General features: G+C 37.7%; 10 protein-coding genes. 3 read left to right on the forward strand and 7 right to left on the reverse strand.

The window, feature by feature from the left end; translation table 11 throughout:
* Positions 1-215: 215 nt before the first annotated feature.
* The gene (locus tag F6K54_RS25980; protein WP_293083933.1) at positions 216-4,301 is read left to right on the forward strand and encodes a hypothetical protein; all 4,086 of its coding nucleotides are present in this window, start codon (positions 216-218) and stop codon (positions 4,299-4,301) included.
* Positions 4,302-4,623: 322 nt separating this feature from the next.
* Here F6K54_RS25980 and F6K54_RS25985 read toward each other — a convergent pair whose 3' ends face one another.
* Together F6K54_RS25985 and F6K54_RS25990 are read right to left on the reverse strand one after the other, a co-directional pair.
* Positions 4,624-5,457, reverse strand: coding sequence for a Uma2 family endonuclease (locus F6K54_RS25985; RefSeq protein ID WP_293083935.1), 834 nt, complete (start codon positions 5,455-5,457; stop codon positions 4,624-4,626).
* An 84-nt stretch (positions 5,458-5,541) separates the two neighbouring features.
* Positions 5,542-6,123 carry a Uma2 family endonuclease gene (locus tag F6K54_RS25990; RefSeq protein WP_293083938.1) on the reverse strand — a complete coding sequence of 194 codons (582 nt, stop codon included), beginning with the start codon at positions 6,121-6,123 and terminating at the stop codon, positions 5,542-5,544.
* A gap of 521 nt (positions 6,124-6,644) precedes the next feature.
* On the opposite strand from F6K54_RS25990, the gene F6K54_RS25995 reads away from it, so the two are divergent.
* Together F6K54_RS25995 and F6K54_RS26000 are read left to right on the forward strand one after the other, a co-directional pair.
* Complete coding sequence (locus F6K54_RS25995; RefSeq protein WP_293083940.1) at positions 6,645-7,535, forward strand: hypothetical protein; 891 nt, start codon at positions 6,645-6,647, stop codon at positions 7,533-7,535.
* Entirely contained in the window at positions 7,528-8,481 is a 954-nt protein-coding gene (locus F6K54_RS26000) for a DUF1822 family protein (protein WP_293083942.1), read from the forward strand. The genes F6K54_RS25995 and F6K54_RS26000 overlap by 8 nt, the downstream gene beginning before the upstream one ends.
* Positions 8,482-8,620: 139 nt before the next feature.
* Here F6K54_RS26000 and F6K54_RS26005 read toward each other — a convergent pair whose 3' ends face one another.
* The 5 genes from F6K54_RS26005 to F6K54_RS26025 all read right to left on the reverse strand — a co-directional run bounded on the left by F6K54_RS26005 (position 8,621) and on the right by F6K54_RS26025 (position 13,822).
* Positions 8,621-9,601, reverse strand: coding sequence for a DUF1350 family protein (locus tag F6K54_RS26005; protein WP_293083944.1), 981 nt, complete (start codon positions 9,599-9,601; stop codon positions 8,621-8,623).
* Positions 9,602-10,714: 1,113 nt separating this feature from the next.
* A complete protein-coding gene (locus F6K54_RS26010; RefSeq protein ID WP_293083947.1) occupies positions 10,715-11,659 on the reverse strand; it encodes a RimK family alpha-L-glutamate ligase in 945 nt (314 codons plus the stop codon).
* Between the two features lie 220 nt (positions 11,660-11,879).
* Positions 11,880-12,650 (reverse strand): hypothetical protein, encoded by a 771-nt coding sequence (locus F6K54_RS26015; RefSeq protein ID WP_293083950.1) that lies wholly within the window; start codon positions 12,648-12,650, stop codon positions 11,880-11,882.
* Positions 12,651-12,664: 14 nt separating this feature from the next.
* The gene (locus F6K54_RS26020; protein WP_293083952.1) at positions 12,665-13,441 is read right to left on the reverse strand and encodes a hypothetical protein; all 777 of its coding nucleotides are present in this window, start codon (positions 13,439-13,441) and stop codon (positions 12,665-12,667) included.
* A 138-nt stretch (positions 13,442-13,579) separates the two neighbouring features.
* Positions 13,580-13,822 carry a hypothetical protein gene (locus F6K54_RS26025; protein WP_293083955.1) on the reverse strand — a complete coding sequence of 81 codons (243 nt, stop codon included), beginning with the start codon at positions 13,820-13,822 and terminating at the stop codon, positions 13,580-13,582.
* Between the last annotated feature and the right edge of the window lie 502 nt (positions 13,823-14,324).

Raw genomic sequence — 14,324 nt, forward strand, 5'->3', positions numbered from 1 at the left:
AGCTTAACGACGCGTACTTTGCTGAAAAATCGGCAAATTTTGACAAATTTCACTGTTTAACTATGCCCATTACTCCCGTTCTCCCGCTCATCGTTAATCTACAATACTTTGAAACAGCCCTGCCCTTGGGAAGGGGGGAGTTGGAGTTGGAAGTTGATCTCCCCCAACCTTCCTTGGGAAGGGGGGAGTTGGAGTTGCATTTGGAGACGGCGTTTTTGTATATTCGCGGATACGTTGAAAGTGTTGTTAATGATGATAATGAGCATGAGCATTATCTGGTTTTGGGAGATGGGGTGCGTATTAGTTGTTTTTGGTTGCAGAGACAGTTATGGAATTCCCTGGTGCGTCAACAGGTGATTATTCTTGATTTTCCAAATGCTGAAAATGATGTGCTGACTCAATGGGTGGAATATTTGCACCAAGAAAATAATAAGTCTCAATGTATTATTGCTTCCTCGTCGTTACAGTTTTCTCAGGAGTTGGTGAAAATTTTGGGAAATGCTCAACATGGTTTGACTGTTGCGGGGTTGGTTATTGAGTTGCAGCAACGGTTGCCTATTAAAACTTATTTGTCTGGGAATGCTATTGATATTTTGCTTCCTGGGGAGGCAACTAATACAATTTTTGATGCTAATATCTGCCCTTATAAGGGTTTGTTGGCGTTTCGTCAACAGGATGCGGAGTTCTTTTTTGGTAGGCAAAAGTTGACACAAGAAATTTTGGCAAGGTTGCGGGATAGTTCGTTTTTGGCAGTGGTTGGTGCTTCCGGTAGTGGGAAGTCTTCCGTGGTGCAAGCTGGTGTTTTGCCACAACTGGCGGCAGGGAAGCAACCGCCTGGTAAATGTTTGTGCTGTTGTTTTCGCCCTGGTAAAAATCCGATAAATGCTTTAGCTCAGGTATTGGCAACTGATGGGAAAGTTGATGAAATGGAGGTTTTTTTGCATTTAGGTGTGGAATGGTTGGTGTGGTGGTTGCGTCGTCGGGTGGAACCGATGGTGGTTTTGGTAGTGGATCAGTTTGAGGAATTATTTACTTTGACTGCTGAAAAGGAACGTTTGGAGTTTCTGAATTTGCTGTTGGGTGCTTTGCGGGAAACGTCCGATAAGTTGAAGTTAATAATAACGTTGCGGGATGATTTTATTGGTAATTGTTTGGAAGTGCCAGAGTTGGATGTTTTAGTTGAGGAGAATTTGATTTTGGTGTCGCCGAATTTGCAGGAGGAGGAATATCGAGAGGCTATAGTTAAACCTGCTGAGAAGGTGGGGTTAAAGGTTGAGTCTGGTTTGGTGGATGTTTTGTTGGATGGAGTGCAGGAAGAGTTGGGGGGTTTGCCTTTGTTGCAGTTTGTGTTGCGGGAGTTGTGGGAGAAGAGGCGGGATGGAATATTGAGTTTGCAGGTTTATCAGGAGGAAATTGGTGGTTTTAAGGAGGTGTTGGAAAATAAAGCGGAGGATGTGAGGCAGAGTTTGCATGGGGAGGAGGAAAGTTGCGCTCAGTTTATTTTTCTGGAGTTGGTGCAATTGGGTGAGGAGGGAAAGGATACTCGCCGTCGGGTGTTGAAGTCAGAGTTGTTGGGTAAGAAGTATGGGAAGGAGGTGATGGAGTCTGTGTTGCAAAAGTTGAGTGATGCGCGGTTAATTGTTGTTGGTGGGAAAGTGGAGTCTGGAGAAAAGGGGGAAAATTTGGAGGAGAATGTTGCTGAGTCTGTTGAGCAGAATTTAGAGGAATTAGAAATCACCGTAGAAGTTGCTCACGAAATCTTAATTCGTCATTGGACAACTTTACGTTGGTGGTTGGATGAAAATAGAAGTCGCCTACAACAGCAACGACACATTGAGGAGAGGGCTAAGAATTGGGTGCAACATGGGCGAGTGGGTGGTTCGTTACTACGGGATGTGGAGTTGCAGAATGCAGAGGAAGTTTATATTAAGTATGGTGATGAGTTGTCTGAGTTGACTCAAGAATTTATTGAGGCGGGGATGGCATTACGTCAACGGCAGGAAGAGGAGAAACGACTGGGTAAGCGAAGGACGATCTTGGGGTTAGTCAGTGGTTTGGTGGCAGTGTCGGTATTTGCTGTGGGGGCAGTGTGGCAGTGGCGTCGGGCTGTTGTTGGAGAAACAAATGCTAATCTCAGAGCTGAAATAGCTACATTAAAACCCCGCTTAGACTCTAGCTTAGAAGTACAGATGGAAGCGCTAAAAATAGCTAAAAAATTACAATTAACAAAGGATGAGGCTATTCAGAAACAGGGTACAAACCTACTACGAAAAATCCTTGACTTACCAGGCAGGGAAGTCAATCGTTTAGAGGGGCACAACAATGGTGTCCATGCTGTAGCATTTAGCCCGGATGGAGAATTGATAGCTTCGGGGAGTTCGGATAAGACTGTCAAACTGTGGAAAAAAGATGGCACTTTCGTTGAGACTTTACAGGGGCACAAAAGTTTTGTCTCGGCTGTAGCATTTAGCCCCGATGGAGAATTGATAGCTTCCGGGAGTTGGGATAAAACCATCAAGCTGTGGAAAAAAGATGGCACTTTCGTTGAGACTTTATCAGGGCACAATGATTTTGTCGATACTGTAGCATTTAGCCCTGATGGGGAATTGATTGCTTCGGGGAGTAGGGATAAGACAGTCAAACTGTGGAAAACAGATGGTACTTTAGTTGAGACTTTATCGGGACACAATGATAATGTCTGGGCTGTAGCATTTAGCCCGGATGGAGAATTGATAGCTTCGGGGAGTTCGGATAAGACAGTCAAACTGTGGAAAACAGATGGCACTTTAGTCGAGACTTTACAGGGGCACAATGATAATGTCAATGCTGTAGTATTTAGCCCCGATGGAGAATTGATAGCTTCGAGGAGTTGGGATAAGACAGTCAAAGTGTGGAAAAAAGATGGTACTTTCGTTGAGACTTTATCGGGATACAATGATAATGTCTGGGGTGTAGCATTTAGCCCGGATGGGAAATTGATTGCTTCGGGGAGTTGGGATAAGACAGTCAAAGTGTGGAAAAAAGATAGCACTTTAGTTGAGACTTTACAGGGGCACAATAGTGGTGTCTCTGCTGTAGCATTTAGCCCCGATGGTAAATTTATTGCTTTGGGGGGTTGGGATAAGACAGTCAAACTGTGGAAAACAGATGGGACTTTAGTTGAGACTTTACAGGGGCATAATAATCGTGTCAAAGCTGTAGCATTTAGCCCCGATAGGGAATTGATAGCTTCGGGGGGTTGGGATGGCACAGTGAAACTGTGGAAAACAGATGGCACTTTAGTTGAGACTTTACAGGGGCACAATAGTGGTGTCTCTGCTGTAGCATTTAGCCCCGATGGTAAATTTATTGCTTCGGGGAGTGATGATAACACTGTCAAAGTGTGGAAAACAGACGGCACTTTAGTTGAGACTTTACAGGGGCACAATGATAATGTCAATGCTGTAGCATTTAGCCACGATAGTAAATTGATTGCTTCAGGGAGTGATGATAATACAGTCAAACTGTGGAAAACAGATGGTACTTTAGTTGAGATTTTACAGGGGTACAATAGTGATGTCAAAGCTGTAGCATTTAGCCCCGATGGAAAACTGATTGCTTCGGGGAATGATGATAACACTGTCAAAGTGCGGAAAAAAGATGGCACTTTAGTTGAGACTTTACGGGGGCATAATAGTGGTGTCAATGCTGTAGCATTTAGCCCCGATGGTAAATTGATTGCTTCGGGGAGTTGGGATGACACTATCAAACTGTGGAAAACAGATGGCACTTTAGTTGAGACTTTATCGGGGCACAATGATTCTGTCAATGCTGTAGCATTTAGCCCCGATGGAAAATTGATTGCTTCGGGGAGTGAGGATAACACTATCAAACTGTGGAATTTTAACCGAGATGAGTTAATAAACAACGCTTGCAAGTGGATGAGCGACTACCTGAAAAATAACCCTAACTTAGAAGAAAAAGAACGATATCTTTGCGGTGAAATAGAGCCTTCTGCCACAGCTTTCTTTTTAAAAGGTGAGAAATTAGCAGCAGAGGGAAAGCTTGAGGAAGCAGTTTCTCAGTTTCAACAAGCAGTAAAACTTGACTCTAATTTCAGTTTAAATGCAGCAACAAATCTGTTACGAATTAGTAGGGAATTAATAGAAAATCAGCAAGTTGAGTCAGCTATTTCTCTATTTAAGCAAGCTCAAACATGGCAACCAGATATTGATCTTAACCCAGACACCGAGGAAATAGAAACAGATCCAGAGATGGTAGCGAAACAGTTGGCTAAGTCGAATAGGGGTGGCACACAGTGATTTGGCCACGGATATACGGATGATTTCTCTGAATAAGAAACCGGGTTTGTCTGATATCAGTTATCAGTTATAAGTCAACTTTGTAGGTTGGGTTTCCGTAAACGTCAACCCAACAAAACACAAGTATGCTGTTGGGTTGCGCTGCCGCTTAACCCAACCTACAGTATTTTTTCTAAAATTGAGCGATCGCCATAGGAAGTCAGAAGTCAGAAGTTAGAAGTCAGAAGTAATGTTATGTCGAGTTGTAATTACTTTTGTCATCAGAAATGGCAGTGGGAGCATCTTGCTCCCATACTAGGCATTCCTTGTTCGTATTTTTCAACTACTCAGAATATAGTTTTCGCAATTCATCCATTGAGGAAACCTGGGGAATTTGAGTCACAATTCTCTCTAACAATTTCACATCATTAATTGCTGAAATCTCGGATAATATCCCCATATATTCATCACCAAACTTGAGTTTGAATCCCATTTCAATTGCCAATAATAACGCCTGTTTAATTTGAGCATCCTTTTGGGATAGCTCCAGATTTTTTTCTACTGCTATTTCATCTCCTGTTTGAATCACATTCCCATCAGCATCGCACCAACGTAACCAAGTACCATTAATATTTTCAAATCTACCATTCCACAGAGTTAATCCCAGATTTACATCCGTAAACCAAGCATCATTTTTAGGAATATAAGAATTAAATTGAAGTTGAAATACTTGCAGTACAGTTTCACTTAGTTTTTGCAATGGATCGTAGACAACATAATAAGGAATTTTTAACTGCGCGTAGTCTGTTAATTTACTTCCTAATTCATTGCCAGGAGTAGGAGAAACAATTTCAATTACAACATCTGGTGGCTTACCAAATTCCCAGAATAAATAAGAACGAACATTTCTTTCCCACCATTCTTCACTGCCAATAATATTTAAGCTTAAAAACACATCCGGCACAATTCCTGAATCTCGGACATGAGAAAATAAACCCACATTCGCAGCAACAATAAAAGGAACATTTATAGGTATTTCAGCACCACTATAAAATACAGTTGTAAGTAAACGTTGTTGTTTTTCATTAATAAAACTATCCAAGGGAGTATCATCCTCCAGAATCATATTACTGGTGTCTGGATATTCATGGGGCAGAAGTGTTAATTTTTCTGACATAATTACCTCCAGATTAATTTAGGAATTGTTAATATCAGGACTTATACACAATAATAATTATAGCAATTTTTATCAGACTTATAATCAACTGGGAATAATTTTATTGATAATTCCAGCTTTTTTAAATACTTGTTCAGCAGTTAACTCTAATCCTGGAAATAAAGAATCTATCAGTAGAGTATCTCCCATATAAGTTTGTGGCGGTGCATCTGGATAAAAAACTGTAATACTCCTCGCTTTACTATCAACAACCCATACTCTTAATACACCCGCATCTAAATAATCTTTAGCTTTAGCATTCAGTTGACCATAAGTTTGACCAGGAGAAATAATTTCTATTACTAAATCTGGCGGTACGAAACAAGCAACATCTTCTTCCCAGTCTTCAGGAAAACGTTCTGCAGAAAGATACAATAATTCTGGAATAGGCATCCAATCTTTTCCTTTTCTGATTAATTTAACTGCCAATTCTGGGCAGACTTCTCCTTTTTCTTGACACCATTCATCGATTAAATATAGTAATGCACGAGTCAGTTTAGAATGAAATTTTTTGGGCGACATTTTTGCTACTGCTATTCCATCAATAAATTCATAAGTAATATCTCCTTCTCCTGGTGGCAGTTCGATAAATTCTTGTAATGTGAGTTGATTTTTTACCTGTACCATTTTTCACCTCTAATTCCAAATTTTAAAAAGATATTTACAGTATTTTTTTCTCCTAATTAATAATTAATAGTAGATTGCATTATACAGCTACAATTTACCGAAAAATTGTGGTTTAAAGCCTCCCCTTTTAAGGGGATAATAAAGAAAATTTTTCATCTCTTTGTCAATCCTCTTCTTTCAAGGAGAGGTAATTATTCATTATTCATTATTCATTATTCATTGTTGAAAGAGGTTTTTAGATTAGTGAACCACATAAAAAAAATGATAACCTTGTACGGATGTTGCATACAACTTTGTGTTCTACTCAATTAATTATTTAGTATTGGGTTTCAGAGTCTCTCTACCCAACCTACGCTTAACTCCTCTAAATATGAATAACTTTTTCCAGATATATCGACATTAATTATATAGACACCAAACCCTAATATTCCATGAAACTCAAATTATGAATAACTTTTTCCAGAGATATCGACATTAAATATAGAGACGCTCAAATCCTAATATTTCATGAAACTCAAATTATGGACAAAGATGCAAAAGTCAAACAACTATTAACAGAAATCAAAAACCAAAGGGGAGACCAAAGAAACCAAACTATTAACAGCTTACTAAATATTACTCCCAAGTTGCCAGGAATTCGTCAAGACAAACATCCAGATTATTTAGAGGCAGTTAATAACACTTTATTCTCTGTAAAACACAATATTGATAAGTTTTTCCAGGAATACAAAAAAAGATGGAGAATTGATATTAGTCAAAATTCATCCATACTGGTGCGACAGCGTTATGTGATGTGGATAAATGGATATTTAAAATATGACATTTTTGATTTATACCGCAAAAAAAATCAAGAAATTAGTCTCAATACTCCAGTAGGTGAGGAGCAAAAAGAAGATTGGATAAACTTATTAGCTAATGAAGGGTTTAATATTTCTACATCAGATGGTTTTGAGACTTATATTACCCATATACAAAATCAGAAAACTCAAAGAAAAGGTCTGATTTTAGAACTTTACATTGAGAATGATCCAGAAGGAAAATTACAGAAAATTCATCCCAAAGGATATCCAGAATGTAACGCTCAAACAATAATTCAGTATTTTTATTTGAGTAATACAGGTGACAAAGTAACAGAAAAAGAAAACTGGGTTATTGTTAACAAACAACCAGGGAAACACATTAGAAAAAATACAGCTATAACAACTCTCGCCCAACCAGAAAAGAAAAAAACTTGGGCAAATCTGGCTAAGGAACATAACATTAAATATCAAACTCTCAAAAGCTATTGGCGCAGACATTGTGAGAGTGTATTTGAGGAAATTAATCAGGATATCGAGCGGAATTTCGACAAGTACACCAAACTATTTGCACTACAAATTAAAGAAATATTAGGAGAAAAAGACAATGATTAATAAAACAGAATTACAACCAGTGATTGTCACTTTAGATGCTGAAACACATCAACAAGCTGCCAGTGTAGCATCCGAACAATCTAACCCAGAAATTGGCAAACAGACTTATTTTAATATTCTCGCTGTTAAGGCTGTTAATAATTTATTGAAATGGTTAGATTTTTCTACAGATTTACAACAGGTTAAAAGTTTAAATCCAATTCTGAGTGGAGTGTTAAATGCCACAGACTTAGTAGTAGAAAACAAGAGATTGTTTTGTATTCCAATTGTGCCTGGAGAAACTGAATTTTCCGTACCTCCTGATATACCAGAAAACATCATTGGTTTTGTGGCTGTGCAGTTCGAGCAAGTTTTAGATAAAGCCAAAGTTTTAGGATATTTTCCTGTAACAGATGTAGATAATTTACCAGAAACTATTGGTTTGGCACGGCTACAACCTCTGGATAATTTATTTGCAATTTTAGAAGAATTAAAACTGCAAAATGAGTCAGAAGTATTAGAAATTAATGTTTTAGAATTGCTCAAACAAGGAATGAATGAAATAGCTGAACAAATTGGCTGGCTATTACTCAATAAACAAACAAATTTAGCATTTGACAAGGAATTATCTACAGAAGAATTAGAAATTTCCACAGATAATTTTTTATCAAAACAACTCAAAATTGCCGGACAATATTTTATTTTGCGGGTAATTAGTCGAGTGAAAGATGGTGAAATAATCTGGCGATTTGAACTGCAAAATGTAGCTGTGGGAGGTTTAATTCCGGCAGGCTTTAAGTTGCGATTATTGACAGAGTATGGAGAAAATTTTGAAAAGAATCAAGCTGTATCTACCCATGCTGTAGAAAAGCTATATGTAGATGTAATTTTAGAGCCAGGGGAAGGTTTAATCTGGGAAATTGAGCCGATTCCTGATGATTTTAGTAGAGAAATTTTGCGGTTTTAATTTCACATCTCAATAATAGGAAAGTCAAATACTTGTAGTAGGGACGTTCCATGGAACTTCCCTACTATTTTGAATAATATTTCATCAACTTCAAAAAATATTATTACAATAATGTTAGGGCATATTAAAAGTTTAAAACTCAGACAACACCAGATTTTTCCTTCTTCCTGATTCCTTCTTCATGGGTTTGAGTCTCCATCCACTTCTTCTTTCTTTCTTCTTCAACCAGTAAATGTAAAGCTATTTGTTCTAAAGATCTGCCCTCAATTGGCTGAATAAATTTATCTAAAGGATTCAAATCAACAATATAGTTTCCTATTTTTATTCCCACTGGTTCTAAATGTTTTCCCTGGATTTCTTGATGTAATAACCCTCTATTTATTAAGGTATTTTTTAACCAAAGTACATCACTTTGATATTGAATTTCTTTACTTTTACCTCCATCTGTAATACTACCTGCTACAGTATCTTTAGTAAAAGAAATTATAGAAATTAACTTAAATAAATCACTATGTTTAATCAAAGATTGAGTTTGTTTTCGATTGGGTTTTACCCCTAAACCAATTCTGTCTATTAATTTTGCTAAAGCAGGGATAGGTATAGCGCTATTTGTATCACTAATATCTGGAGCGATTAACAAAGAATGCTGATTTAAAACAGTAGTTATACTAGGACGAATTTGATGGAAAATTCTTTCTACTTTTTCTACCTCGTGAGCATCAGCATATTTTCTGAGTTTGTCTTGCCATCCATTTTCACTCAGGAATTCTAGCAGCATAATATACTTGCAGCCTAAACTATGACCAACCCAAAAATATTTTGATTTGTCAGTATAAATATTATTTTCATAACCTAATTTTTCAGCAAGTTCTGGCATAGCTTTTGCTAAAACACTTTGTTCTTTTAATAGACTAATAGCAATAGGCCAGTGTTGGAAACTAAAGCGGAAAGGTAAAGCAATAATGCTGTATCCTTCAGCATACATTTGACTTAAGAAATAGCGATAAAAAATCGTTGGGAAACTGCCAAAAAAAGCTCCCCCGATAAATTGGATAATTCCACGAGGTTGAGGATGAAGTGCTACCCAACTGGAAGAAAGTGGTGTGAATTTTAAATTCATAGTTTTATAACAGAGAACAGTGAATAATTTAGAATTTAGAAGTCATAATTTAGAATTCAGAAGTTATTTTTGTAACGGGGAAAAATATCAGGAACAGGCAAGATGCCCATTCCACTTCCACAAAACTATTAAAATCCCAAGCGCATTTATGCAACACCGACTTTTAACTTATAACTTCCGTAAATTACTGTAGAATTAAAGTCTTGTAGCTCTATAAAATCTGACTTTTAACTTTTAACTTTTAACGTAAGCATTCAGCTATTAGCGTTTCCTACGGAATGCTCCGCAAACAGCTCTCAGCTTTTTTATGAACTATGTGGCTCGATAGACTATTAAAGTTAACTAATGTACTCTTACCCATACTTTTAATTCTTTGAAATCTCTCAATTGCTTTTTCCTCCTTTAAAATTAATAAAGCTGATAGCTAATAGCTGACTGCTGAATGCTTACCTTTTAACTTTTATTTGTAGCTCTATAAAACCTTACTTTTGACTTTTGATTTTTATCTGTAGTTCTGTAATATCATGTTCCTTTGAATACTGATAATATCTGCGGACTAAAAGCAGAAAGCAGAGAGCAGAAGGCAGAAGAGAAAGAGCAAGGTTAGAAGGCAGAAGGTTTTTTATAACTGATTATCCGCAATTCGCAGCTCCCCTGCAAGGGGAACATGATATAAAATCTGACTTTTAACTTTTAACTTTTGACTTTTATTTGTAGCTCTATAAAACCTTACTTTTGATTTTTATTTGTAGTTCTGTAATATCATGTTCGGTTGAATACTTATAATATCTGCGTACTAAAAGCAGAAGGCAGAGGGCAGAAGGCAAAAGGTTTTTTATAACTGATTATCCGCAATTCGCAGCTCCCCTGCAAGGGGAACATGATATAAAATCTGACTTTTAACTTTTAACTTTTATTTGTAGCTCTATAAAACCTTACTTTTGATTTTTATTTGTAGTTCTGTAAAATCTTACTTTTGACTTTTGACTTTTAAATTTGACTTTTATTTGTAGTTCTGTAAAATCTTACTTTTGACTTTTGACTTTTAAATTTGACTTTTATTTGTAGTTCTATAAAATCTTACTTTTGACTTTTGACTTTTGAATTTTGACTTTATAAAGATGCCAATAATTTAGCTATGGCATTACTAATAGGTTGATTTGTTTCTTGCTGATAATATGTAAATCCTGGGGAAGGATTAACCTCAAAACAGTACCACTCGCCCTCTGGAGTTTCTCGCAAATCTATGCCAGCTAAAGATAATTCCATTTCTGCCGCCATTAGTCTACATTTATTTTCTATATCTTTTGGTAAACGATAACTAAAAATTTCAGGAGCATTGGCAACTCCCGCGTAACGATAATCATCCGCAGCAGAACTAATAGCACAGGCAAATACATCTTCACCCACCACATGAACCCGATAATCCCTACCAGATATATATTGCTGAAATTGAGTTGGACAAGAAACAACATTATCCAAACGTTCCGCGTGTTCTAGTCGTAACTGAGAAACCTTACTGCGGGTACTACTGACAGATTTGTAAATTACACTGCCATGGTTTTGCCAAAACTCATGTACCGCATTAGGAGTGGTAGTAACTAAAGTATCAGGTACTTGAAACCCAAACTTACGAATTTGCTGTAATTGATACGGTTTAGAATTATTCGCTGCCATCGCTGAAAGGCGATTTAAAACTAAGGCAGAAGTCATTTCTACCCACGACAACAAAGCATTATCTACTGCAGTCGCGTGTTGCCAAGCATAACTTTCTGGCCCTGCTTCCATGATTTCTGGAAGTTTGTAAGAGTTGTGGGGACGCACATAAACTCCTGTGATTGCATTCAAGTCTATTTTGTCAGTAGGAGTGCAGATTTCTCCTGTAATTTTTTCCCCTACAGAAAGCTTAACTTCGGTTTCAAGAATTTCTCGTTGGTTGAGCAGTACATGAGGTATACCTAAATTTTGCAATTCTTTCTGTACTGCTCCTAAAGGTGAATCTCCGGGTAGTCCCCACAACAAAATTAACATTTTTTTCCTCGTTAAAAAAGTGGCCATTTCAGTTATCAGTTATCAGTTATCAGTTATCAGTTATCAGTACCTCTAGCTGAAGTGCAATAAACGTAGGTTGGGTTGACGTAGGTTAGCGCCAGCTTATCCGCTAGGATAAACCCAACCATAATCAGGCTTTGTTGGGTGTCACTTCGTTCTACCCAACCTACATTTTTAGGCGTGCCATTCTACTACTAATAGCGTTCATGCGTAAGTCCTAAAAAAGTTAAAAGTAAGACAACGCAAGGTTTTTCCTTCTGCCTCCTGCCTCCTGCCTTCTGCCTTCTGCCTCCTGCCTTCTGCCTTCTTCTATAAAATACTCCAGAATGGCAGTAGCGATCGCTGGTTGAGAAATATCTGTCCACAAATTAGCATCAATAAATTCTCCATTAGCATCAGCTTTACTAAATTGAACAGTTAATAACTCAACTCCAGCAGCATAGGCAAGACATCTAGCCTGATTTGCTAAGGTGGCATCAACTTCACCAATACAACGCTTACCAACAACAGTTACTGTTGCCGAATTTTCTGGAATTACTTCTGGCAAATTTTCCTTCCCCAGAGCAATATGTTGATGCAGAGGACGTATAGACATCCCCACTTGAGCAGCAGCATAGATCCATTGGGGCGATCGCCAATTCGATCCTAGTAGACAAGTTGGTGTCGGTTTGTTGAGCATTGGGCATTTTAGTGTATTTAACCAGGAAACCAAAAATGCTGTCATTTCAGCAGCTACATAAGAGCGATCATTGGGAACAATATGAAAAAGTTCCTCTGGAAAAACTGCAGGGAGGCGAGTTAACACACCTGTTATTTGTGCAACTTCTATAATTTTGCCTCCCACTACCGCCGTGGAATTTTTGGTATTTCCCAGATGGTGTCGCCACCCAACCACTGATAAATCTTCAGGGGTTAGTAGCGTTACACCATCAGTTGCCGAATGTTCAACAAAAAACCGAGCAGTCTTGTCATAGTTACTAGCAATAACAACAAGCACTACTCTACTCCTTTTTATCCGTTATTGACAGCAACTTCACCAACAACAGGACGCTCTTCAGAAGATATGAAAGCCTCTTGTGTTGCTAGACGTTGTCCGATGTTATCGATACTTTGAGCCATTAAAGCTAGTGTTTGTTGTACTTCATTTCCTTGGTTAGCAGTAACTGTTTCGATATTTTCTTTGGGATTTTTTTCAAATTCTTTGGCTTCTTTAATTTCCTTTATTTCTGGTTTGATTTCTTTAATATTTTTGTCAGATATAAGAGATGGTAGTTGGAATAAACTACCCCCAGTAGCAGTTGGTAGGGCATAAACCAGTTGGTCAAAGTCAGAAACAATAGGTGGGTTTTCACTGACAAATGTACCTCGGTGTTCGGGAGTTAATAAGACACTAATTTTCTCACTAGGAGGAAGCAAAAATATTTCGACAAATCCACGAATTTCGACTGTATCAACCTGTGGATTTAGAGTAGTAATATCTGGCTGTAAAATCACTAATCCTGTATCTTTGGCAGTTATTTCTACATTAAGAATGAATTTACGGGGGTCTGGGGTGGGAGTTAAATCGCCAAATACATTAACACCTGCTACATCACTAATAGTAATAGTATCAGCTAAATTTAAGTTAGGTGTTGTAGCTGTAAATTGGAGACGAAGGGTAACATTAGCGTTATTAGGATTAGCAATGGTTAAAAAGTAACCTTGGAGAACTTGACGGTCAGAATTAGGAATATTTCCTGCCGTAGGGGTGATAGGTTTTAAGAGTAGTTCAAATGTTGAAACTAGCATTGTTTGTCCTCAAAAAAAAGTAGTTTTTTTGTCATCAAATATGATTGATAACTTTGATTTTTTTGGTGTTTTTTGTTCACCTGTATCTACCTTAACTTGATAATTATTAACTGTGTAGGACAAAAACCTAAAAGTGATTTACATTTTTCTATCGGTAATGCGATCGCGTTGCCAACGTGCTAATATTTCAGCAGCAAGACGACGAATAGGCCGAGATGGTTGCCGTCTTTGTGCTGCCCATTTGTCTACTGTATCTCTAGCCACTCCTAACATTAAGGCTAAAGAATCTCTGGTTAACCCTTCTCGAATATAAAGCAATGTTAGAGGATCTATTTCCTGAGTTTCTGCTTCTATTTGTGAAATCACTATGGTTTTGGACATAAAAATTTTTGCCAAATTATAACTTATCATTTATACTACTCAGGACTTACCCAAAATTCCGGTGTTATAGCGCTGTGTGCAGGCAACAGCTCCGGAAAGCAACAACTCATCTGGGGGAATAAATTGCTGATAATATAAGACTTTTAGCTATTGGACACCTCCTGTAATTTGTAAAGCAAGCCAGCGCACATTATTAGCCGTTGTATAGACTTTCCTATAGGACACCATACAAGTTAAGTTGCTGTGTAAGTCCTGTTAGTTTTCATATTTCTGAGACTGCTATTAGGTATGCACTATGATCGCCAATAGTTAGGGTTTGCGCTCAAAAGTCTTATGGGTAAGGGTAGGAGACAGCTATACTGGAGACAGGAGACAGGAGAAATGGGAATTATAGAGGAGGCAGGAGGAAGAAGAATCAAGGAATTATTCTGCGCAACTATACGCCTAAAATGCTAATTTTTTGAACCATTACAACCATTAAGCTTGGACTTTTTTTAACTAA

This window comes from Okeania sp. SIO3B5 (genome assembly GCF_010692555.1).
Classification (GTDB): Bacteria; Cyanobacteriota; Cyanobacteriia; order Cyanobacteriales; family Microcoleaceae; genus Okeania.